We start from the raw sequence: 21,581 nt of genomic DNA, 5'->3' as shown, positions 1-21,581 counted from the left end.
AGGGGCTTCATGCGTATCGCATTTTTCGTCAATTCCATCGAAACAGAAGGACCGAACTACGCGACCGGCCTGCTTGCCATGGCGGCGCTCAATCGTGGCCATGAGGTGGTCTATCTGACGCCCGGCGATTTCACATTACGCTCGGACGACAGCCTGACCATTCACGCCACCGTGCTGCCGAAGGGTAAAATCAAGAAAGGTGAGACGTTCCATTCCACGCTTCAGGACAAGGCGCTGGAGCGGCGGACCATGGATGTGGAGGAAATCGATGCGCTGATGCTGCGCAACGATCCCTCGCTCGACCAGACGACGCGACCATGGGCGGTGCATGCCGGCATCCTGTTCGGGCGGCTTGCCGAACAGCGGGGCGTCGTGGTGCTGAACGATCCAGAAGGTCTGGCACTCGCGCAGAACAAGCTCTATTTCCAGAGCTTTCCGGAAATCGTCCGCCCGACCACGATCATTTCGCGCAATGTCGATGAAATCCGCGCCTTTGCCGACGCGCACCCCAAGGGCGTCATCGTCAAGCCGCTGCAGGGTTCCGGCGGCAAGAACGTCTTCAAGATCGGCTCCAGCAAGGAGACCAATCTCAACCAGATTTTTGAGGCGGTGAGCCTTGAGGGATATCTGATCGCGCAGGCCTATCTGCCGGCCGCCAAGGATGGCGATATCCGCTTCTTCATGATGAATGGCCGCCCGTTGATGCGTGAAGGCAAATATGCCGCCCTTCGCCGCGTGCCGGCCAAGGGCGATCTGCGCTCCAATATCCATGCCCATGGCACGGCGGAAGCCGTGAAGGTGACGGATGAAATCGTGGCGCTTGCCGAAATGGTGCGGCCGAAGCTGGTGGAGGACGGCATGTTCCTCGTCGGGCTCGATATCGTCGGTGACAAGATACTGGAAGTGAACGTGTTTTCGCCCGGGGGACTTTCCAATATCCGCGATCTCACCGAGATGGATTTCAGCGACACGATTATCGAGGCCGTGGAAACCAAGATCACCATGCAGAGCGCTTCCGGCGGCACCATCTCCAACCGCCTGCTGGCGACGTTGTGAGGTTACTCCCGTAATTCGGCCGGGTGCATCTCGCGATACCAGGCGACGAGGGCCTTGATGCCCTCTTCGACCGGGGTTTGCGGCACGTAACCGGTCAATGCCCTCAGCAGATCGGGCGAGGCGAAGGTGCGCGGAACATCGCCCTGCTGCATCGGCAACATGTTGCGGATTGCGGGTTTCCCGACCGCCTTTTCGACCGTCTCGACGAAATGCATCAGTTCCACCGGCTGGCCGCCGCCGATATTGACCACGCGGAAGGGCGCGTGGTGCGACAGCGTGTCGGTGACACCTTCCTGCGTGACACGGTTTTCCTCGGAAGGGATAACCGTGCTCAGCCGGACGATGCCCTCCACCAGATCGTCGATATAGGTGAAATCGCGGCTCATATTGCCTTGCCCGTAAATATCGATCGGCCGGCCGTTGGAAACGGCATCGACGAATTTGATCGGCGCCATGTCCGGCCGCCCCCACGGACCGTAGACCGTGAAGAAGCGGAAGGCGGTGGTGGGCAGCTTGTGCAGATGGGCATAGCTGTGCGCCATCAGCTCCATCGACTTTTTGGTGGCGGCATAAAGCGTCATCGGCTCGTCCGCCTTGTCGCTTTCCGCGAAGGGTATTTTCTCGTTGGCGCCGTAGATGGAGGAGGTAGACGCCAGCATCAGGTGCTTGACCTCAAGGCTCCTGGCAAGCTCCAGCATGTTGAACGAGCCGATGAGATTGGAATCGATATAGGCGCGCGGATTTTCAAGGCTGTAACGGACGCCCGCCTGTGCGGCGAGGTGGATGATGATCTCAGGTTCGGCGGCCTCAGCCGCGCGCTTCAGCGCATCGGTATCTTCCAGCATGCCGATTTCGGCCCGGAAGCCGTTGGAGCGGGAAAGAATGGCGTGGCGTTTTTCCTTGAGGCTGACATCGTAATATTTCGTCATGCCATCGAAGCCGGTCACGAAATGGCCGGCGTCCAAGAGCCGCTTGGCAACATAAAAGCCGATGAAGCCAGCCGTGCCGGTAACCAGATAACGCATGATGATTATATCCCGAATCCGTTGGTGCGTTTGCGGTCTGACCGAAGCGCAGAAAACCTTTTAATGAAATGGCGAAAATGAAACCTCTATGCGCCCTTGTCGGAACCGCCTTCGTGCGGACGGCCGACTGCGGCATAGATGAAACCATGCGCGGCGACCTCATCCGTGCGGTAGATATTGCGCAGGTCCACCAGAACAGGGGTTTTCATTATCGCCTTCAGGCGAGGCAGGTCGAGCGCGCGGAACTGGTTCCATTCCGTCACGATCACCACGGCGTCGGCATCTTCCGCCGCCTCGTAGGGGCCGGCCGCGTATTCGATATCCTCCATCAGATGGCGGGCATTCGCCATGCCTTCCGGGTCGTAACCCACCACTTTCGCGCCGCCGTCCTGCAGGGTCTGGATGATGGCGATTGCCGGGCTGTCGCGCATGTCGTCGGTATTCGGCTTGAAGGTCAGCCCAAGCACGGCGATCTTCTTGCCGCGCACATCGCCGCCCACGGCGTTGATGACCTTGCGGCCCATGGCGCGTTTGCGGTTGTCGTTAATGGCGATGGTGGTTTCGATCAGCCGCACCGGCGCGTCATAATCCTGCGCGGTTTTCGCGAGCGCCAGCGTGTCCTTCGGGAAACAGGATCCGCCATAACCGGGGCCGGCATGCAGGAACTTCGAACCGATGCGGCCATCGAGACCGATGCCGCGCGACACGTCCTGCACATTGGCGCCGACCTTTTCGCAGAGGTCAGCCATCTCGTTGATGAAGGTGATCTTCATCGCCAGAAAGGCGTTGGCGGCATATTTGATGAGTTCGGAAGCGCGCCTTGTGGTGAAGAGCAGCGGCGACTGGTTGAGGTAAAGCGGGCGGTAAACCTCGGTCATGACGGGGCGGGCGCGCTCATCCGAAAGGCCGACAACGATGCGGTCCGGCCGCTTGAAATCCTCGATGGCCGCACCTTCGCGCAGGAATTCGGGGTTGGAGACCACGGCGAAATCGGCCGAGGGGTTTTCCTCGTGGATGATGCGTTCCACCTCGTCGCCGGTGCCGACGGGAACCGTGGATTTGGTGACGATGACCGTGAAACCGTCAAGCGCATGGGCGATCTCTTTCGCCGCCGCATAGACATAACCGAGATCGGCATGGCCATCGCCGCGCCGCGACGGCGTGCCGACCGCGATGAAGACGACATCGGCATTGGCGACGGCTGCGGAAAGATCGGTGGTGAAGCTCAACCGCCCGGCCTTGGCATTGTTGGCGACGATGACATCGAGACCCGGCTCGAAGATCGGGATATGGCCGTTTTTCAGGGCTTCGATCTTCTCCGGCATCTTGTCGACGCAGACCACGTCATGGCCGAAATCCGCAAAACACGCGCCGGACACGAGGCCGACATAACCCGAACCGATCATCACAATCCGCATTCTTTTTCCTTTCGGTTAGCGAGGCCATGTTAACGCGGCAATACCGGCCGGGGAAACCGGCGGGTGAAAATCGCATGATAATATTTAGCCGCCTTCATGCCCGTCGCCAAGCGCCACGATCAACACCGGCTAACCTCTTTCCATGACGGGGATGTGATGGCCATGGCGGGACAAATTTGCCGCACCTTGCCGCCATTTGCACCGGTCGCGTTCAATCGGGTCATTTTGCGGTTTTTCCGGCTTGCACTCATAGGTAGCCGGGTCTAGCCATAGGGTGAGGATCAAATCTGCCAGACTGTCTGTCCCTTCAAAGGGGCGTCCGGGTCGCGTTCCACGCGGCCGGGAGAAGCTTTGCGTTGCGGTCGGTGTTCGGGGAAGTCAAATGCAAAAGGGTTTTCTGCTCGGTCTGTTCGCTTATGCGACCTTTTCCATGGGCGATGCCACCATCAAGTCGCTTGGATCGCAGATCAGCGTTTTCGAAATCGGCTTCTTCAGCATTCTGTTTTCCGGCATCTTCATTTTCTTCAGCAAGCCGCGCGAGGAAAGGTGGCGTGAATTCTGGCGCATGAGCCGGCCCTTCGCCGTGCACGGGCGCGCCATCTCCGGCCTTTTCGCCGGTATTTTCGGCATCTATGCCTTCACCACCATTCCGCTGGCGGAGGCCTATGCGTTGATCTTCCTGTCGCCGCTCTTCGTCACCGTGCTTTCCGCCGTCGTGCTGAAGGAGAGTATCGGCCCATGGCGCTGGGCGGCGGTTCTGGCGGGCATCGTCGGTGTCATCCTCGTCGTGCGGCCGGGCTTCAAGACGCTGGAACTGGGGCATTTCGCCGCCATCGGCGTTGCGTTCCTCGCGGCGATGACCATCGTTTTGCTGCGCTCGCTTGCGGGAAAGGAAAAGCGCACCTCGATCATGGGCGTGCTGCTGATCTACGGCCTCACCTTCAACGGTATTGCCGCCATTCCCGATTTCGTCATGCCAAACCTGCACCAGCTCCTGGCCTTCGCCTTCATCGGCCTTTGCACGGCGACGGGGCAGATTACCCTTCTGGTCGCAACCCGCATCGCGCCGGCAAGCCAGATCGCGCCGTCGCATTATTCGCAAATCCTCTGGGCCGTGGCGATCGGCATGGCCTTCTTCCACGAATATCCGGATGCGGTCGCCGTGCTTGGTCTGGCCGTCATCGCCGCATCGGGACTGCTGACGATGATCCGCGAAAAGGTGAGGCTTGGCACCGTGCGCTGGAACCCGTTTTTCCGCAATCGCCTCTGAATTCACCCTTGATCGGAAACAGTGCGTCAACCGAAGAGCGGCTTGTGAAGCGGCAGCAACCCGGCCCATAAGGCTTTCATCTTTAGATGAACGGAGAGCCGCAAATGCTCGTGGATGGAAAATGGACCGCTGAATGGCATCCGGTGCAGGCGACCGACAAGAAAGGCGGCTTCGTTCGCCAGACCTCCGGCTTCCGCAACTGGGTGACACCTGACGGTTCGGCGGGGCCGACGGGCGAGGGCGGTTTTGCCGCCGAGCCCGGTCGCTATCATCTTTACGTCGCGCTGATTTGCCCCTGGGCATCGCGCACGCTGATCGGCCGAAAGCTGAAGAAGCTGGAAGAGGTGATCTCCGTTTCCGTGGTGGAGCCGGCGCTTTCCGACGAGGGCTGGAAATTCGGCGACTATCCGGGGTCGGATCGCGATACGCTCAACGGCTTCACCTATATGCATGAGGTCTATACCAGCGCGAATCCGCACTATACCGGCCGCGCCACTGTGCCCGTGCTTTGGGACAAAAAGACGAAAACCATCGTCAACAACGAATCCGCCGATATTCTGCGCATGCAGAATTCCGGTTTCGGCGATCTGGCCGACAATAGCCTGGACCTCTATCCGGAAGCGCTGCGAAATGAGATCGATGCTCTCAATGATCGCATCTATCCGCGCCTCAACAACGGCGTTTACAGAACCGGTTTCGCCACTACGCAGGTTGCTTATGAAGAGGCCTTCGCCGATGTGTTCGAAACACTTCAGGAACTCGAAAAACGCCTCGTCTCAGGCGGACCTTTCCTTTTCGGCGATCTGCTGACCGAAACGGATGTCCGGCTTTTCGTGACGTTGGTGCGGTTCGATGCCGCCTATTACGGCCTGTTCAAATGCAATCTTCGCCGTATCGCCGATTATCCTGCGCTGCAGGCCTATATGATGCGGGTGCTGACCATTCCGGGCGTGCGCGACACGGTGAATATCGACCATATCAAGCGCGGTTATTATTCCATCAAGGCGCTCAACCCGACCCGGATCGTGCCGGTCGGCCCCGATCTTCCGGGACTTGACGATGTTTCCCTCCACCCTTCGAACTGAGCGGATGATGGATTATACCGGTTTGCCGACCTGATCGAGCAGCCAGGCCTGAAAGGCGCGGGCCAGCGCGTTGTCCTGCCGTCCTTCCGGCAGGGCGACGTAATAGCTCTTGTCAGTCTGCAGGGGAATGTCGAAGACGATTTCGAGGCGGCCGGAGGCAAGTTCCGCCTCGATGAGATATTTCGGCAGAAGGGCAAAGCCGATGCCGCTTGCGGCGGCCTCGATGATCATCGAGAACTGGTCGAAACGGCTGCCCTGATAGGCATTCTCCGCCGTCACCCCGTTCATTTCCAGCCATTCCGTCCATAGTTTCGGCCGCGTCGTCACATGCAGGAGCGGCTGGCCGGTCAGATCCTGCGGCTGGTTCACGCCGGCGCGGCGCATAAGGGCGGGGCTTGCGACCGGCACGATCACCTCGTTGCACAGGAATGTGCAGGTGCCATGCGCCCAGACCGGCTGACCATAGTGAATGGCGAGATCGAACCCTTCTTCGTCGAAATCAAAGGGATGCGAGCGCGAGCCGATGGTGATCGTCATCTCCGGATTGGCATCGATGAAGCGATGGAGACGCGGCATCAGCCAGCGGCTGCCGAAGGTCGGCAGGGTCGCGACTGACAGGGACGCGTGCGCCGTTCCGGCTGAGACCGCGCGCACCATCAATTGTTCGGATTGCTGCAACAGGCGCCGCACATCGGGCAGGAATTTACGCCCTGCCTCCGAAAGCACGACCCGTCTGCGGATGCGCTCGAAAAGCTGCATTCCCGTCTGTGCTTCCAGTTCGCCGATCTGCCGGCTCACCGCGCTCTGCGTGAGGTTGAGTTCTTCCGCCGCACGCGTAAAATTGCCGTGCCGTGCCGCGCATTCGAACGCCTGCAGGGTAACGATGTCAGGGACCAGTCTTCTGCGCGGATCCATTCCATTCTCGCATCAACTTACCCGCTTTCCTCATTGGAAAAGGGTCATTATGGCCATATATGATTACGGGAAAGAATGGAACGGTGCAAAACGCCAGTTTCACAGAACGAATGGCAAATTCGGGGAAAGAAGAGTGACGGGAGTTGAAAGCGCCGTATCGAAACGGCCTTTCCTCCCCTTTTAAGCCAAAAGGACGATGGACATGGATGCGACCACGAAGCTCGACGTGAAACAGGAAGCCGCGGCCCTGCTCGACAGGATGGGCGTTGCCCGCGATCTCTATACCGGCGGCGATATGGCCTCCTTCAGCCCGGTGACGGGTGAACAGGTCGCGAGCCTCAAGACCATCTCGGTCGAAGGTGTCGCCGCCGTGGTCGACCGGGCCGATGCCGCCTTCAAGACATGGCGCAATGTGCCGGCACCCCGTCGCGGTGAACTGATCCGGCTGCTCGGCGAAGAGCTGCGCGCCTTCAAGGCCGATCTCGGCCGTCTCGTCTCGCTGGAAGCGGGCAAGGTTCCCTCCGAGGGCCTCGGCGAAGTGCAGGAGATGATCGATATCTGCGATTTCGCGGTCGGCCTTTCCCGCCAGCTTTATGGTCTCACCATCGCCACCGAACGCCCTGGCCACCGCATGATGGAAACCTGGCATCCGCTCGGCGTCGTCGGTGTCATCTCCGCCTTCAACTTCCCGGTCGCAGTGTGGTCGTGGAATGCGGCGCTCGCCATCGTCTGCGGCAATTCGGTTGTCTGGAAGCCTTCGGAAAAGACGCCGCTCACGGCGCTTGCCGTTCAGGGCATCTTCGAGCGCGCGGCCGCCCGCTTCGGCGATGCGCCGGAAGGTCTCTCGCAGCTGCTGATCGGCGACCGCGCCGTGGGTGAGGCTCTGGTGGACAATCCCAAGGTGCCGCTCGTCTCGGCCACCGGCTCCACCCGCATGGGCCGCGATGTCGGCCCGCGTCTGGCGAAACGTTTTGCCCGCGCCATTCTGGAACTTGGCGGCAACAATGCCGGTATCGTCTGCCCTTCCGCCGATCTCGATATGGCGCTGCGCGCCATCGCCTTCGGCGCCATGGGCACGGCCGGCCAGCGCTGCACCACGCTTCGCCGTCTCTTCGTGCATGACAGCGTTTATGACCAGCTCGTGCCGCGTCTGAAAAAGGCCTATGCCTCCGTTTCCGTCGGCAACCCGCTGGAAACATCGGCCCTCGTCGGCCCGCTGGTCGACAAGGCGGCTTTCGACGGCATGCAGAAGGCCCTCGAAGCGGCGAAAGCCCATGATGGCGTGGTGAATGGCGGCGGCCGCGTGGATACGGGTGCGCCGGATGCCTATTACGTCAAGCCGGCGCTTGTTGAAATGCCGAAGCAGGCGGGGCCTGTGCTGGAAGAAACCTTCGCACCGATCCTCTACGTCATGAAATACAGCGATCTCGATCAGGCGATAGACGACCATAACGCGGTCGCTGCCGGTCTTTCGTCGTCGATCTTCACCCGCGACATGCAGGAATCGGAACGGTTCCTGTCGTCGGAAGGTTCCGATTGTGGCATTGCCAACGTCAATATCGGCACCTCGGGTGCGGAAATCGGCGGCGCCTTCGGTGGTGAGAAGGAAACCGGCGGCGGCCGTGAATCCGGTTCGGATGCGTGGAAGGCCTATATGCGCCGCGCCACCAACACCATCAACTACTCCAAGGCGCTGCCGCTGGCGCAGGGCGTTTCCTTCGATATCGAATAATCGCGTCCTTTAGACAAATTGATCCACCATGCCGGCGCGGCTCCCACCGCGCCGGCATTTCTATTCGATGGGTCGGACGAGGACGTCCGCGACGATTTGCGGAAAAGAGGCATTTGCGCGGAATTTTATTCCCGCAATATTGCTCATATTGAATTATCGTCTCTCTATCGTTTTAATGGAAAACCCTAGCATTGCTCCATATCGTGAACCGGCCAGAGGGGCTGGTGACAAGGAGATGAAATGCCAGCCATCACCCGCCGCGCTCTTTCCGCCAGCCTTTTTGTTGCCGCCGCATTCTCGGTCCTGCCGCTGCAGGCGCAGGCGGCGGAAGAGCTGAAGATCGGTTATCAGAAAACCGGCCTGCCGGTGATAGCCCGCCAGCAGGGCGTCATCGAAAAGGCGCTCGAGGCCAAGGGCGTGAAGGTTTCCTGGGTCGAATTCACGGCGGGCCCGCCGCTGGTGGAGGCCCTGAATGTCGGCTCCATCAATGTCGGCTGGACGGGGGATGCACCGCCGATCTTCGGTCAGGCGGCTGGTTCCGCCATTGTCTATGTCGCGGCCCTTCCTTCGAACGGCAAGGGGGAAGCGATCTTCACCAAGCCTGAAAGCGGCATCAAATCGGTTGCCGATCTCAAGGGCAAGAAGGTCGGCGTCGGCAAGGGCACCAGCGCGCACAATCTGCTGGTGGCGGCGCTGGAGAAGAACGGCCTGAAATTCAGCGATATCGAGGTGGTGTATCTTAGCCCCGCCGATGCCTCGGCCGCCTTCGCCAGCGACAAGATCGACGCCTGGGCTGTCTGGGATCCGTTCTATGCGATTGCGGAGACTCGCTACAAGCCGGTGACGCTTGCCCGCACCAGCGATGTTCTTAATGTCAGCACCTATTTCCTTGCCAATCGCGACTATGCCAAATCCAATGCGGACACGATCAACACGACGATTAATGCGCTGGGCGAGGCGGCGAAATGGTCCGCCGCCAACCGCGAAAAGGTCGCCGCAGCGCTCCATGAGGTGACGGGCGTGCCGCTGGAGGCGCAGACGCTGGCCGCGAACCGCTCGGAATTCGGCATTACCAGGATCGATGACAAGATCGTCGCCAGCCAGCAGGAAACCGCCGACCGCTTTTATCGTCTCGGCCTGATCCCGAAACAGATCAGCATCAAGGATGCCGTCTGGTCGGGCGCGACGAACTGAGCAAGAGCCGGAGGGCATGCCATGAGCACCGGAAAACGTATCGAGATTGGCGGCATCACAGGCTGGCTGCTTCCCGCACTCATTCTTGCAGGCTGGGAGGCGGCGGCGCGTGGCGGTCTGATTTCCGCCAATGTGCTGCCGGCCCCTTCGGCTGTCGCGGAAGCCTTCTGGCGGCTTCTGCTCTCGGGTGAGCTTATCGCCAATATCGGCGTCAGTTCCGCCCGCGCACTCGCCGGTTTCGCCATTGGCGGCTCCATCGGTTTCATCTTCGGGCTGGCCAATGGCCTCTCGAAATTTTCCCGCAGCTTCACCGATACGACGTTGCAGATGATCCGCAACATTCCGCATCTGGCGCTCATTCCGCTGGTCATCCTCTGGTACGGTATCGATGAGGAGGCGAAGCTGTTCCTCGTCGCGCTCGGGGTGTTTTTCCCGATCTACATCAACACGCTGCTCGGCATTCAGGGTGTCGATCCGCAACTGGTGGAAATGGGCCGCACCTATGGCATGTCGCCCTTCACGCTGTTCCGGCGGGTCATCCTGCCCGGCGCGCTGCCCGCCATTTTCACCGGCCTGCGTTATGCGCTCGGCATCATGTGGCTGACGCTCATCGTGGCTGAAACCATCTCTTCCTCGTCCGGCCTCGGCTATATGGCCATGCAGGCGCGCGAGTTCCTGCTGATCGACGTCGTGGTTCTGTCGATCCTCATCTATGCGCTTCTCGGCAAGCTGGCCGACAGTTTCGCCCGCTTCCTCGAAAGCATCTTCCTGCAATGGCATCCAGCCTTCAAGAAAGTCTGAGGTAACCCATGTCGACCGGCAATGTTACGACGCTGAGACGCCCGGATGCTCCGCCATCCCTCCCGTCGCAGGGGAAAATCGAACAACGCGAGAAGACGACAGAAGGCAAGGTCGCCTTCAGCTTCCGCAATGTGGCGAAAAGCTTTGGCGACAAACCGGTTCTGCGCGGCATCGATCTCGATGTGCGGGAAGGCGAGTTTCTGGCCATCATCGGCAAGAGCGGCTGCGGCAAGAGCACGCTTTTACGTATTCTGGCCGGCCTCGACACGCCGACGACCGGAACCGTCTCGAAAGATGCATCGAGCCGCACCCGCATGATGTTTCAGGAGCCGCGTCTTCTGCCGTGGGAGCGTATCGCGAGCAACGTCTCCGTGGGGCTGACCGGCATCGCCAAGGGTGAGGCGGCGCAGGAGCAGGCGCTTGCAATTCTCGAAGAGGTCGGGCTGAAGGACCGGGCTGGCGAATGGCCCTATGTGCTTTCTGGCGGCCAGAAGCAGCGCGTAGCGCTGGCGCGCGCGCTTGTGGCCCATCCGCAAATCCTGGCGCTGGATGAGCCGCTCGGCGCGCTCGATGCGCTTACCCGCATTGAAATGCAGCTTCTGCTGGAGCGCATCTGGCGCAAGCAGAAATTCACCGCCGTTCTCGTCACCCATGACGTCTCGGAGGCCGTGGCGCTTGCGGATCGCATTGTCGTCATCGATGAAGGGCGCATCGCGCTCGATCTCGATGTGAAGCTGCCGCGTCCGCGCCGTCATGGCACGGCGGAATTCGCAAGGCTGGAAGAACAGGTTCTGAACCAGCTCTTCGGCCGTGGCGAGACCAACGGATAAGGCATGAACCGGCAGGGCCGAGACCCCGCCGGACGATATTATCAGCCAATGCTCATCAGGCTGGCATTGCCGCCGGCGGCCGTGGTGTTGACGCTGACGGAGACTTCTTCGACCAGCCAGTCGAGGTTATAGGGCTGGCTTTCCCCGGAAAGCGCTTCCGTTGCCGCGGCCTGAACGAGAACCAGCGGGCCGGGCAGGGCGGCGATCTTTTTATTGACCGCCACGATACGCTCCGCATCGCCCTCGACCAGCGCGCCGGCGAAGGGACCGGACTTCGCCCAGTCATCGGCCCAGACGATGCGCGAGGTCACGGTTGCCGGCAGTCCGTAAATGGATTTCTCCAGTTCCGAAGCATTGTCGATGACAACCGCGTTTCCGGTCGCGAGCGCTGCCGCAAGCTGGCGGTAAAGCCCCTGTTCGGTTGCCGGAACCAGCAGAACCTTTCCACGCGGATGCAGTGCATAGACGTTGCGCTCGCCGACGGGCCCCGCCAGTTCGGTCTCAAAACCGAGGCCGGAAAGAGCTGCCGCCTGCCGTGCGGCTTCGGCGGCGACTGTCTCGCCGTTTTCATCCAACCAGCGGGCGAGATCGACGGCGGCTTGATCCTGCTGGCTGGCGATGCGATCGATCTTCGGGGCGGTCTGCGTCATGCGGCCGAGATAAAGCGGCCCGCCCGCCTTGGGACCGGTGCCGGAAAGGCCGCGCCCGCCAAAGGGCTGCACGCCAACCACCGCGCCGATGATGTTGCGGTTCACATAAAGATTGCCGGCCGCGACGCGGGACAGCACATGCTGGATCGTATCATCGAGACGGGTATGCAGGCCGAAGGTCAGGCCGTAACCGGTGGCGTTGATCTCATCGATCAGCCGGTCGAGATTGTCGCGCTTGAAGCGGATGACGTGCAGCACCGGGCCGAAGACTTCGCGTTTCAGATCGGCGAGCGATTTCATCTCGATGATGGTCGGCGGCACGAAGGTGCCCTTGCCGGTTTCGCCCGCAAGCGTGATCTGTTCGATGCGATGGCCGAGCCCGCGCATACCCTCGATGTGCTTTTCGATGATGCCTTTCGCCTCGGCGGTAATGACGGGGCCCACATCGACGGAAAGCCTGTCGGTGCGGCCGATGCGCAATTCATGCAGCGCGCCTTTCAGCATGGTCAGCGTGCGGTCCGCCACATCTTCCTGCAGGCAGAGGATGCGCAATGCCGAGCAGCGCTGGCCGGCGCTGTCGAAGGCAGATGCGATGACATCGGCGACGACCTGCTCGGCAAGTGCGGAGGAATCGACGATCATGGCGTTCTGGCCGCCGGTTTCGGCAATCAGCGGCACCGGCTGGCCGCTGGCCAGAACCCGGCCGGCAAGCTGGCCCTGAATGAGCCGAGCCACTTCCGTCGAACCCGTGAACATCACGCCGGCTGTAAGGGGTGAGCCAACAAGTGCGGCCCCCGTCTTGCCGTCGCCCGGCAGAAGCTGCACGGCATCCTGCGGAACGCCGGCCTCATGCAGCAGGCGCACGCCCTGCGCCGCGATCAGCGGCGTTTCTTCGGCGGGCTTCGCCAGCACCGGATTGCCGGCAACCAGCGCCGCCGTCACCTGACCGATGAAGATGGCGAGCGGGAAGTTCCACGGGCTGATGCAGACGACCGGGCCGAGCGGCATTTCGCCAGTCTTCAAGTTTCTGCGGGCTTCCGCGGCGTAATAACGCAGGAAGTCGATGGCCTCGCGCACCTCGGCAATGGCGTTCGGCATGGATTTCCCCGCCTCGCGCATGATGAGGCCGAGCAGGGTGGGCATTTCTGCCTGCATCGCATCGGCGGCGCGCTCCAGGCAGGCGGCGCGTTCGTCCACCGGGGTGGAGGGCCAGCTTGAGGCTGCCGCCCGCTGCATGGCCGCTTCGACATCGGCTTCGGTCGGCTCCGTCACATGGCCGACGATATCATTGTGGTCGCCGGGATTGAGAACCGGGCGCGTGTTGCCACCTGCCTGCGGTGCCGACGCTTTCCATTCCGTCGCAGCACCTGCCTTCAGGGTTTTGTCCAGCGCGGCGAGCGTCGTTTCACTGGAAAGATCGAGGCCGGCGGAATTTTTGCGTTCCGGGCCGAACAGGCCGGCAGGGGCGGCGATGCGGTCGTGGCGTGCGCCGGGAACGGCATAGGCCTTGACCACCGCGACCGGGTCTTCCAGCAGGGAATCCACGGGCACGGCGGGGTCAGCGATGCGGTTGACGAAGGAAGAGTTCGCGCCGTTTTCCAGCAGGCGGCGGACGAGATAGGCCAGCAGCGTCTCATGGGTGCCGACGGGGGCATAGAAACGGCAGGGCCGGTCGAGCTTCTTCTTGCCGACGACTTCGCTGTAAAGCGGTTCGCCCATGCCATGCAGGCACTGGAACTCATAGTCGCCGAGTTTGAAGCCGGGGCCAGCGAGATGGTAGATCGTCGCCATGGACTGCGCGTTGTGGGTCGCAAATTGCGGGAACACCAGATCGCGCGCGGCGAGCAGCTTGCGGGCGCAGGCGATGTAGGAGACATCCGTATGCACCTTGCGGGTGAAGACCGGAAAGTCCTCCAGCCCCTCCACCTGCGCGCGCTTGATTTCCGCATCCCAATAGGCGCCCTTGACGAGACGCACCATGATGCGGCGGCCCGAGCGGCGGGCGAGATCAATGATGTAGTCCAGAACGAAGGGGCAGCGGCGGCCATAAGCCTGCACCACGAAACCGAGGCCGTTCCAGCCGGCGAGATCCCTGTCGAGCGCCAGCTCTTCCAGAAGATCGAGCGATAGTTCCAGCCGGTCGGCCTCCTCAGCATCGATATTGAGGCCGATATCGTATTTCTTGCTGAGCAGCATCAGGGATTTAACGCGCGGCAGAAGCTCTGCCATCACGCGCTCCGCCTGCGCACGGGCGTAACGCGGATGCAGAGCCGAAAGCTTGATGGAAATGCCCGGACCGCCATAGATGCCACGGCCGGCAGAGGCCTTGCCGATGGCGTGGATGGCGTTTTCGTAGTCCTTGTAATAACGTTCCGCATCCTTGGCGGTTGTCGCGGCTTCGCCGAGCATGTCGTAGGAATATTGGAAGCCCTGTTCTTCCAGCGGTTTCGAACGCTTGATGGCTTCGCCGATGGTCTCACCGGTGACGAATTGCTCGCCCATCATGCGCATGGCCATATCGACGCCACGGCGGATGACGGGTTCGCCAGCGCGGGCGATCAGCTTGGTCAGCGCTGCCGAAAGGCCGCTATCGTTTACCGTCGAGGTCAGCTTGCCGGTGATGACGAGACCCCAGGTGGCGGCATTGACGAAGAGCGAGCGCCCGCCGCCAATATGGGACTTCCAGTCACCGCGCGCGATCTTGTCGCGGATCAGCGCGTCGCGCGTTGCAGTGTCGGGAATGCGCAGCAGCGCTTCAGCAAGGCACATCAGCGCCACGCCCTCATGGCTGGAGAGCGAATATTCCTGCACCAGCCCCTCGACGCCGGTGCCCCTGGTCTTGGCGCGTAATGCCTCGATCAGTTTGCGGGCGGTGTCGCGAATGGCTTTCGTCTCTTCAGCCGTTACCGTCGCCGCCTCGATCAGCGGCGCCATGCATTCTTCCTCCGGGCGACGATAGGCGGCGGTGATCGCCTTGCGCAGCAGGCTTTGCTCACGCACCGGCGGCGCAAAATTCTGGAAGATACCGTTCGCCACTACACCGGCGTTGCTTGCACCATCGGCCATTCTGAAAATCCTGAAAACGCTGTTGAAGACAGACCGTCGGCGGCAGCGTGTCCTCCGCCCGCCGCTTGTCATCCTGTCGCAGACAATATCATCACCGCAGAAATTGCTATGGCCCTATTTTCAGGATAAAACAGGCAATATGAACTTTTATTTTTGAGATATGGCGTTAAATCACATGGCAAATAGTCAAAAAACAGACGATCTGGATCACTTCGATCTCAAGATTCTCGAGGCGCTGAGCGAAGACGGGCGCATGTCCGTGCTGCAGCTCTCGAAAAGGGTCGGTCTCTCCAAGACGCCGTGCCAGACACGGCTGAAGCGGCTGGTGGATGAGGGCTATATTCTCGGCTTCCGCGCCATGCTCAATCCGCAGAAGCTCGGTGTCGATCACATCGCCTTCGCCGAGGTAAAGCTTTCCGATACGCGCGAAAAGGCGCTGGAGGAGTTCAACGCGGCGGTGCGCAAGATCAAGGAAGTGGAGGAGTGCCACATGATCGCCGGCGCCTTCGATTATCTTCTGAAGGTGCGCACCAGCGATATCCGCAAATATCGAAGGGTACTCGGCGAGAAAATCTCAAGCCTGCCATCCGTCGCCAACACCTCGACCTTCGTGGTCATGCAATCGGTCAAGGAAACCGGCATCTGAAGGGGTAACACGGAGACAGTGGCAGGCGCGCGCTCGCCGGATCATCCGCACACCGTGACCCCGGACTAGATCCGGGGTCCAGTGCGATCAAGTCCTTGATCGCGAGAGAGTCCTTTCACGGCGCAGAGGCGCCGTGGCTGGATGCCGGATCAAGTCCGGCACGACGGAGGAGAGGTTTGCGGCCTTTGTCATCGTTTTAACGGGCAGACGCAGGCCTGCCCGTTCGCCACTGTCCGAATTCAGCGCTCTCAGCGCGCGGTGGCGGCGGCGGTGACCGCGCTCATCTGCGCGTCCGGGCCGAATTCGTTTTCGTTTTCGATGCCGAGCAATTCCTGCAGGCGCAGCCTTGCGCGGCTGACACGGCTCTTGATGGTGCCGACGGGGCAACCGCAAATCTCGGCGGCTTCCTCGTAAGCAAAACCCGAGGCGCCTATCAGCAGGATCGCTTCACGCTGGTCGTCCGGCAGTTTAGCCAGTGCTGCGCGGAAATCCTGAAGGTCGACCGAACCATGCTGTTCCGGCGGCACCGACAAGCGCGAGGTATAGACCCCATCCGTATCCTGCACCTCACGGCCGGATTTGCGGATTTGGCTGTAGAACTCGTTGCGCAGGATCGTCACCAGCCATGCCCGCATATTGGTGCCCGGCTGGTAGCTGTCCTGTTTCGCCCATGCCTTCATGATCGTGTCCTGCACGAGGTCGTCGGCACGGTCCCGCGAGCGGATGAGCGAGATCGCGAAGGCGCGCAGGTTCGGCAGCGCCGCCAGCATTTCCCGTTTGAAGTTGTATTCTGTCTGCTCCGGCTCTTTCGCCATCATTCCTCCGAAGCCTTTATTTTGGCTTTGCTTTCGGCTTCATCGAGTTTTTCGAGAAGGTCGAGGAATTTGTCAGGGATGCCTTCATCCTGAACGGCATCATAAAGCTCCCTGAGCTTACGGGAAATCACCGCCCGCCCGGAGTGTGGAACCTGGGGGGCGGCCGAATTGTCCGGCTGATCTTGGTCCGATTGAAATATGCTCATAACGTCCGGTATTCCTTTTTCGTCGTGGCAAAGAATGCGCGGTGAAAAAAATAGTTCCGGCGGTCCGGAACTTTTTTTGCGATGCGCACGTTGCTATCGTGGGTTTGCGTTGCAGACCGCATGAAAGGGGAGAATTCCATGTCAGTTTCTACACGCATCGCACCGCACCTGCCATATCTGCGCAGGTTCGCGCGTGCCGTTTGCGGCTCACAATCCACGGGCGATGCCTATGTTGCGGCAACACTCGAAGCTCTGATCGCCGATATCAGCATTTTTCCGCAGACAAGCAGCGATCGCGTTTCGCTCTATCAATTGTTCGTATCGATCTTTAGTTCCGTCACGATCAATATTAAGACCGACGAAAACCTGTCGGGATGGGAAAAACGCGCCTCGGCCAACCTCTCCGCCGTGCCGGCGCTGGCCCGTCAGGCGTTTCTTTTGACCACGGTCGAAGAATTCACACCTTCGGAAACCGCACAGGTTCTGAAGGTCTCCGAGGATCAGGTCGGCAAGCTGATCGACGAGGCAGCGTCTGAAATCGCCCGGCAGGTGGCGACCGATATCATGATCATCGAGGACGAACCTCTGATCGCCATGGATATCGAGCAGATGGTCACCGATCTCGGCCACCGCGTCACGGGCATCGCCCGCACCCACACGGAAGCGCTCGATCTCTTCCATCGCACCCAGCCGAAGATGATCCTTGCCGATATTCAGCTCGCCGATGGCAGTTCCGGTCTCGATGCGATGAAGGACATCCTGCAGATGACCACGCTGCCGGTGATCTTCATCACGGCTTTTCCCGAGCGTCTTCTGACGGGCGAGCGGCCGGAGCCGACCTTCCTTGTGACGAAGCCGTTTAATCCGGACATGGTGAAAGCGCTTATCAGCCAGGCCCTGTTTTTCAACGAAAGCTCACGCGTCGCGGCGTGAATTTTGCCGAAACCGCAGGCTGACCGGGAACCAGTCTGGTGCCCGGGCGTTGGCGGTTACGGTCGTGGGGCTGCCCCGCGGCTTTCTGCAAGGAGACGAATTTGCATCGGCTGGCATGGCATAACGCGGAGAGGGACGAAAGCGAACTTCACGATTCGCTCGTCCTCGCCTTGCTCGATTCGGGCGAGACAGTCATGCTGCAGGACTGGAACCGCGACTATATATTCGTGGCCAATCTGCCGGATGTATGGAAAATTCCGGCAGACTCCCGCCCGACTGATGAAACTCTGTTCGGCAACGATCTCTCCGCCCGGCTGGCCGATCTCAAGAAGGACATGAACACGGCGGGCAGCCGCGGCATGCTGGAAGTCAATGCCGGCAACGACCGCGTCTTCCAGTTTCAGGTTCATTCCACCCTTAACCAGACGAACCAGGTGGTGATGAAGACCACCATTCGCGAGGTGACGGCGGAAAGGCGGCGCGAGCAGCTTCTGCGCTCGTTGCTGCGCGAGGTCAGCCACCGCTCCAAGAATCTCCTGGCGATCATCCAGAGCCTTGCCGGCCAGACGGCCCGTTTCAGCCTGACCAAGGATGATTTTCTGCGCAAGTTCCGCGGCCGGCTGCATGCTCTCGCCCAGAGTCAGGATCTCATCACGGATTCGGACTGGCGGGGTGCACGCATATTCGAGTTGCTGCGCCAGCAATTCGATCTTTACGTGCCGGAATATCCGAACCTCATCCATATGGAAGGCGAAAACCTGCTGCTCAACCCGAATGGCGCGCTTTATATCGGGCTCGCCTTCCATGAGCTCGTCGTCAACACCGTCAGCCACAGCGGCAATCTTGCCTATCACCCGCCCATATCCCTGCAATGTCGTCAGGAGGGCGATTTTTACATCGTTGAATGGATTGAGCCGATGGTGCCGTCGAAAGAGCCGGCGGAGACCCGGCGCGGCAGCTTCGGCAGTGTGGTGCTGGAAAAGGTGGTTCCGTCCGCATTGGGGGGAAGCGCGGAATACGAGTTGACGCCGGAGCGGATCGTATACCGGCTGAAATTTCCTTCCGGCGACGGCGCGGATGCCTGAAATCTCAAGATCGCGCGCAGCGCCGGGCTCATCTTTTCATTTCATGAAAACCAAAACAAAAAGCACGGCTCATGAAAGAGCCGTGCTATTTTTATGACAGGTTTTCAGGGGCGAAACCTGTTTATTTTCAGCCAAGCTTCAGGCGGGGACGGGGGAATTGCTTGGCCTGCATTAAAAACACGCCTGGCCGGATTCGGTTCCCAAAAAATGCGTTTTTTTAACTTTGCGCAAAATACCAGCCATTTTTGCCCGGTTTTTTTGCCGTCTGCACGGCGGATAGGTCCGCAAGTGTCGGCCTCAATGCGTGCCTGTCTGTTCCGACCGTTTGGGCGTGAAATAACGCATCGGCGCTTCCAGCGACCACTCGAAGCCGGATTCACGATATTCCGTCAGCACCTGCCCGCCGAAGGCGCCTTCCGCATGCCTTTTGATGACCGTGGTGCCGAAGCCTTTGCGGCTCGGCTCTCTCGCCGGCGGTCCGCCCGTTTCGGTCCAGACGAGATGGATCATCTGCCGCCCGTCTTTCTCAAGCGACTGCCAGCGCACTGTGATTTTTCCTGGCGGAACCGACAATGCGCCATATTTGATTGAATTCGTCGTCAGCTCATGGATCACCAGACCGAAATTCTGTGCCGCTTCCGGGGAAAGCATGAAATCGTCTCCCACCAGCACGATGCGCTGTGCCACGGTTCCGAAAACATCGAGGTGGGTCTCGATCAGCTTGCGGATCGGCAGACCCTGCCATTGTACCTCCGCCAGCGCCCGGATCGACATTCCAAGGCCGCGCAGGCGGTGATCGACCTCCTTCTGGAATTCCGGAATGCTTTTATTTTCGCGTCCCAATTGCCGTATCATCGCCTGAACCAGCGTCAGAATGTTCTTGGAACGGTGAACCAGCTCGTGCAGCAGCAATTGCAGCCGCTCTTCCGACTGGCTTCTGTCGAAGGATGCGTTGGAGAGCGCGATGGCGACCTGGTTGGCCTCCTTTATCTTGGTATCGACGGGTGCGACGATCTCGCCCTCGCCGATGCGCTCGGCCATCAGGGTCAGGTCACGAATGGAGCTGCGCAATTGTCGGCCGACCAGATAGGCGCCGCCAATGGCAATCAGCACCAGCATCAGGCTGCCGATCATCATCTGCCGCCAGGTGTCTATCAGGGCGGCCTGGCTTGCGGCGAGCGGCCCCCACATCACCGTCTTCCATTGCCAGCCGGGCAATTGAGCATAGGCATAGAGATTACCCTTGCCGTCGAAAAAATTGCCGCTGAAGGCCTGCATTTCCGAAAGGACATCGGGCGTGACAAACGGCTTGCCCACTTCCGCCTCTTCGGGCGCGCTTGAGACGACAACGCGGTTGTTGCCGTCAATGATGGCGACCGCCCAGTTGCGCGGCAGGTTTTCCGTGGGGATAAGCCGGCTCAGGTCGCTGGTATTCTGCGTCAGGATCAGGGCGTCTCCCGCGGGGTCCAGGTCCGGGCCGAGCGGCATGGTGACGTTGAACACCCATTCCTTGCTGGTCGAGCCGAAAAACATGTCCGAGACGGTGATGCGGCGGGAGTCGATCGCCCTGGTCAGATTGGCTTCCGCCGGCACTTTGCCGAGCGGCTGGCCATAGGGCACGCGCGTATTGAGACGCTGCTGGCCATCTTTGGTGGCGAGAATGGCGTAAAGGCCCTCCCGTTTCAGACTGTCGGCGACGCGCCCCTGAAACGCGGCGAGGTTGCCGCTCTCAAGTTCCGGGAATTGCGACAGGAGATTGAGCGAGGTGGCGATTTCCTGCAGGCGGCGGTCGATATTGCGGGAGACCACCCGCACATCCTCAATGGTTTCCCGTTGCAGGTCGTCGCGTTTTTCCGCCTCGAGGCGCAGCATCAGATAGCCGCCGAAAAGAATGAGCGGCAGGGTAATGACGGTAGCCATCACCACCAGATAAGTACCGATGGAGGCGGTTGGGAAAAAATTCGCACTGCGCCGACGCAAAGCCGAGATCATGTCTTTCAGTCTGTCGCCGGGTCGAGGCATACAAAAAACTCCGGCAGTTATGGCATTGTTACGACACGGATAATACCGTGCCGTCCCCCTTTAGCAATGCCTGATTTTTACCTTCGGTTGTTGCGGCAGGCCATAATTGCGTCGGCGTAATTGAAAAAATCGGAACTATTTCAACGACCAACCCGTTTGCCAGACGAACCGGCCGAGGAGCGGACATGAAATTCATCGCCGCCGGCCAGTTGAGAACGATGAAAGGAAGGTACGAAATGGCTAAGAAACTTACGATCCTCGTCACTGCCGCTCTGATGGGAACGACGGCTTTCGCGCCGCTGGCCATCGCTCAGGGCACCACCCAGCCTGCGCCGGCAAATCCGAGTACGCAGACGGAGCCGGCAACCCCGCCTGCCACCCCGATGACGCCTGCCGCTCCTTCGACCAATGACAGCGCGGCCACGACGACGGGCGGCGCCTATCTGACCGAACAGGGCGAAACGCAGGTCAGCGCTAACGATTATATCGGCAAGTCGGTCTATACTGCGGCCGATGAAAGCATCGGTAACGTCACCAACCTGATCATGGAAGAAGACGGTGGTCTGGTTGCGGCCGTGATCGGTGTGGGCGGCTTCCTGGGTATCGGCGCAAAGGACGTTGCCGTTCCGATGGACAAGGTGACGATGACGCGCAACGCGCAGGACGGCACCATCCGCCTGACAACGACGGAAACGGCGGAAACGCTGAAGGCCGCTCCCGAATTCAAGACGCTGGAACAGAAGGCCAGCGAGAAGAATGCGGCAACACCTGCGGCTCCCGACAGCACGACGACGTCCGCCACCAAGCCCTAATTCCCATCCCTGGGAGGCAG

18 protein-coding genes are annotated in these 21,581 nt (G+C 60.4%); 11 read left to right on the top strand and 7 right to left on the bottom strand.

All coding sequences use genetic code 11. The features are described 5' to 3' along the window. Positions 1-9: 9 nt before the first annotated feature. Positions 10-1,056 carry a glutathione synthase gene (locus ACIK7D_RS19620; RefSeq protein ID WP_080820039.1) on the top strand — a complete coding sequence of 349 codons (1,047 nt, stop codon included), beginning with the start codon at positions 10-12 and terminating at the stop codon, positions 1,054-1,056. Between the two features lie 2 nt (positions 1,057-1,058). On the opposite strand, the gene ACIK7D_RS19615 is transcribed toward ACIK7D_RS19620, so the two are convergent. Both ACIK7D_RS19615 and ACIK7D_RS19610 read right to left on the bottom strand, forming a co-directional pair. Then, the gene (locus ACIK7D_RS19615; RefSeq protein ID WP_078052651.1) at positions 1,059-2,081 is read right to left on the bottom strand and encodes an NAD-dependent epimerase; all 1,023 of its coding nucleotides are present in this window, start codon (positions 2,079-2,081) and stop codon (positions 1,059-1,061) included. Between the two features lie 86 nt (positions 2,082-2,167). Further along, positions 2,168-3,499, bottom strand: a complete 1,332-nt coding sequence (locus ACIK7D_RS19610; protein ID WP_400157143.1) for a UDP-glucose dehydrogenase family protein — start codon at positions 3,497-3,499, stop codon at positions 2,168-2,170. 382 nt (positions 3,500-3,881) lie between these two features. Between ACIK7D_RS19610 and ACIK7D_RS19605 the strand changes: the two genes are divergently transcribed. Further along, complete coding sequence (locus ACIK7D_RS19605) at positions 3,882-4,769, top strand: DMT family transporter (RefSeq protein ID WP_400157142.1); 888 nt, start codon at positions 3,882-3,884, stop codon at positions 4,767-4,769. Between the two features lie 104 nt (positions 4,770-4,873). Further along, complete coding sequence (locus ACIK7D_RS19600) at positions 4,874-5,854, top strand: glutathione S-transferase family protein (protein ID WP_400157141.1); 981 nt, start codon at positions 4,874-4,876, stop codon at positions 5,852-5,854. 12 nt (positions 5,855-5,866) lie between these two features. On the opposite strand, the gene ACIK7D_RS19595 is transcribed toward ACIK7D_RS19600, so the two are convergent. Continuing rightward, the gene (locus ACIK7D_RS19595) at positions 5,867-6,769 is read right to left on the bottom strand and encodes a LysR family transcriptional regulator (protein ID WP_400157140.1); all 903 of its coding nucleotides are present in this window, start codon (positions 6,767-6,769) and stop codon (positions 5,867-5,869) included. 202 nt (positions 6,770-6,971) lie between these two features. Between ACIK7D_RS19595 and ACIK7D_RS19590 the strand changes: the two genes are divergently transcribed. From ACIK7D_RS19590 to ACIK7D_RS19575, 4 genes are all read left to right on the top strand, one after another. Next, positions 6,972-8,501, top strand: coding sequence for an aldehyde dehydrogenase family protein (locus ACIK7D_RS19590; RefSeq protein ID WP_400157139.1), 1,530 nt, complete (start codon positions 6,972-6,974; stop codon positions 8,499-8,501). 240 nt (positions 8,502-8,741) lie between these two features. Continuing rightward, on the top strand, positions 8,742-9,695 hold the full coding sequence (locus ACIK7D_RS19585; RefSeq protein WP_080820047.1) for an aliphatic sulfonate ABC transporter substrate-binding protein: 954 nt from the start codon (positions 8,742-8,744) through the stop codon (positions 9,693-9,695). Between the two features lie 21 nt (positions 9,696-9,716). Then, positions 9,717-10,496, top strand: a complete 780-nt coding sequence (locus ACIK7D_RS19580) for an ABC transporter permease subunit (protein ID WP_400157138.1) — start codon at positions 9,717-9,719, stop codon at positions 10,494-10,496. An 8-nt stretch (positions 10,497-10,504) separates the two neighbouring features. Next, a complete protein-coding gene (locus tag ACIK7D_RS19575) occupies positions 10,505-11,326 on the top strand; it encodes an ABC transporter ATP-binding protein (protein WP_400157137.1) in 822 nt (273 codons plus the stop codon). A gap of 41 nt (positions 11,327-11,367) precedes the next feature. Here ACIK7D_RS19575 and putA read toward each other — a convergent pair whose 3' ends face one another. Then, entirely contained in the window at positions 11,368-15,042 is a 3,675-nt protein-coding gene (gene putA, locus ACIK7D_RS19570; protein ID WP_400157136.1) for a trifunctional transcriptional regulator/proline dehydrogenase/L-glutamate gamma-semialdehyde dehydrogenase, read from the bottom strand. A 175-nt stretch (positions 15,043-15,217) separates the two neighbouring features. Between putA and ACIK7D_RS19565 the strand changes: the two genes are divergently transcribed. Next, positions 15,218-15,688 (top strand): Lrp/AsnC ligand binding domain-containing protein, encoded by a 471-nt coding sequence (locus ACIK7D_RS19565; RefSeq protein WP_003522526.1) that lies wholly within the window; start codon positions 15,218-15,220, stop codon positions 15,686-15,688. A 248-nt stretch (positions 15,689-15,936) separates the two neighbouring features. Here the strand turns inward: ACIK7D_RS19565 and ACIK7D_RS19560 are convergent, their stop codons facing one another. Both ACIK7D_RS19560 and ACIK7D_RS19555 read right to left on the bottom strand, forming a co-directional pair. Next, the gene (locus tag ACIK7D_RS19560; protein WP_003508744.1) at positions 15,937-16,503 is read right to left on the bottom strand and encodes an RNA polymerase sigma factor; all 567 of its coding nucleotides are present in this window, start codon (positions 16,501-16,503) and stop codon (positions 15,937-15,939) included. Further along, positions 16,503-16,709, bottom strand: coding sequence for a NepR family anti-sigma factor (locus ACIK7D_RS19555; RefSeq protein WP_080820056.1), 207 nt, complete (start codon positions 16,707-16,709; stop codon positions 16,503-16,505). The genes ACIK7D_RS19560 and ACIK7D_RS19555 overlap by 1 nt, the downstream gene beginning before the upstream one ends. A 138-nt stretch (positions 16,710-16,847) precedes the next feature. Here ACIK7D_RS19555 and ACIK7D_RS19550 point away from each other — a divergent pair, with 138 nt between their 5' ends. Together ACIK7D_RS19550 and ACIK7D_RS19545 are read left to right on the top strand one after the other, a co-directional pair. Next, the gene (locus ACIK7D_RS19550; RefSeq protein ID WP_400157135.1) at positions 16,848-17,642 is read left to right on the top strand and encodes a response regulator; all 795 of its coding nucleotides are present in this window, start codon (positions 16,848-16,850) and stop codon (positions 17,640-17,642) included. Between the two features lie 101 nt (positions 17,643-17,743). Next, positions 17,744-18,727, top strand: coding sequence for a sensor histidine kinase (locus ACIK7D_RS19545; RefSeq protein WP_127757888.1), 984 nt, complete (start codon positions 17,744-17,746; stop codon positions 18,725-18,727). Between the two features lie 297 nt (positions 18,728-19,024). Here the strand turns inward: ACIK7D_RS19545 and ACIK7D_RS19540 are convergent, their stop codons facing one another. Continuing rightward, on the bottom strand, positions 19,025-20,749 hold the full coding sequence (locus ACIK7D_RS19540) for a sensor histidine kinase (protein WP_162936906.1): 1,725 nt from the start codon (positions 20,747-20,749) through the stop codon (positions 19,025-19,027). 236 nt (positions 20,750-20,985) lie between these two features. Between ACIK7D_RS19540 and ACIK7D_RS19535 the strand changes: the two genes are divergently transcribed. After that, positions 20,986-21,561 carry a PRC-barrel domain-containing protein gene (locus tag ACIK7D_RS19535; protein WP_080821033.1) on the top strand — a complete coding sequence of 192 codons (576 nt, stop codon included), beginning with the start codon at positions 20,986-20,988 and terminating at the stop codon, positions 21,559-21,561. The last annotated feature ends 20 nt before the right edge of the window (positions 21,562-21,581 follow it).

It is taken from the genome of Agrobacterium sp. P15N1-A (genome assembly GCF_044626815.1).
Classification (GTDB): domain Bacteria; phylum Pseudomonadota; class Alphaproteobacteria; order Rhizobiales; family Rhizobiaceae; genus Agrobacterium; species Agrobacterium leguminum.
The sequence above is the reverse complement of the archived record's forward strand: the minus strand, read 5'-3'. Positions and strand labels throughout refer to the sequence as shown.

Bases quoted from the DNA above. Each gene is read 5' to 3' on its own strand.
- ACIK7D_RS19620 (WP_080820039.1), top strand. From the start codon at position 10: ATGCGTATCGCATTTTTCGTCAATTCCATCGAAACAGAAGGACCGAAC.
- ACIK7D_RS19615 (WP_078052651.1), bottom strand. From the start codon at position 2,081: ATGCGTTATCTGGTTACCGGCACGGCTGGCTTCATCGGCTTTTATGTT.
- ACIK7D_RS19610 (WP_400157143.1), bottom strand. From the start codon at position 3,499: ATGCGGATTGTGATGATCGGTTCGGGTTATGTCGGCCTCGTGTCCGGC.
- ACIK7D_RS19605 (WP_400157142.1), top strand. From the start codon at position 3,882: ATGCAAAAGGGTTTTCTGCTCGGTCTGTTCGCTTATGCGACCTTTTCC.
- ACIK7D_RS19600 (WP_400157141.1), top strand. From the start codon at position 4,874: ATGCTCGTGGATGGAAAATGGACCGCTGAATGGCATCCGGTGCAGGCG.
- ACIK7D_RS19595 (WP_400157140.1), bottom strand. From the start codon at position 6,769: ATGGATCCGCGCAGAAGACTGGTCCCTGACATCGTTACCCTGCAGGCG.
- ACIK7D_RS19590 (WP_400157139.1), top strand. From the start codon at position 6,972: ATGGATGCGACCACGAAGCTCGACGTGAAACAGGAAGCCGCGGCCCTG.
- ACIK7D_RS19585 (WP_080820047.1), top strand. From the start codon at position 8,742: ATGCCAGCCATCACCCGCCGCGCTCTTTCCGCCAGCCTTTTTGTTGCC.
- ACIK7D_RS19580 (WP_400157138.1), top strand. From the start codon at position 9,717: ATGAGCACCGGAAAACGTATCGAGATTGGCGGCATCACAGGCTGGCTG.
- ACIK7D_RS19575 (WP_400157137.1), top strand. From the start codon at position 10,505: ATGTCGACCGGCAATGTTACGACGCTGAGACGCCCGGATGCTCCGCCA.
- putA (WP_400157136.1), bottom strand. From the start codon at position 15,042: ATGGCCGATGGTGCAAGCAACGCCGGTGTAGTGGCGAACGGTATCTTC.
- ACIK7D_RS19565 (WP_003522526.1), top strand. From the start codon at position 15,218: ATGGCAAATAGTCAAAAAACAGACGATCTGGATCACTTCGATCTCAAG.
- ACIK7D_RS19560 (WP_003508744.1), bottom strand. From the start codon at position 16,503: ATGGCGAAAGAGCCGGAGCAGACAGAATACAACTTCAAACGGGAAATG.
- ACIK7D_RS19555 (WP_080820056.1), bottom strand. From the start codon at position 16,709: ATGAGCATATTTCAATCGGACCAAGATCAGCCGGACAATTCGGCCGCC.
- ACIK7D_RS19550 (WP_400157135.1), top strand. From the start codon at position 16,848: ATGTCAGTTTCTACACGCATCGCACCGCACCTGCCATATCTGCGCAGG.
- ACIK7D_RS19540 (WP_162936906.1), bottom strand. From the start codon at position 20,749: ATGCCTCGACCCGGCGACAGACTGAAAGACATGATCTCGGCTTTGCGT.
- ACIK7D_RS19535 (WP_080821033.1), top strand. From the start codon at position 20,986: ATGGCTAAGAAACTTACGATCCTCGTCACTGCCGCTCTGATGGGAACG.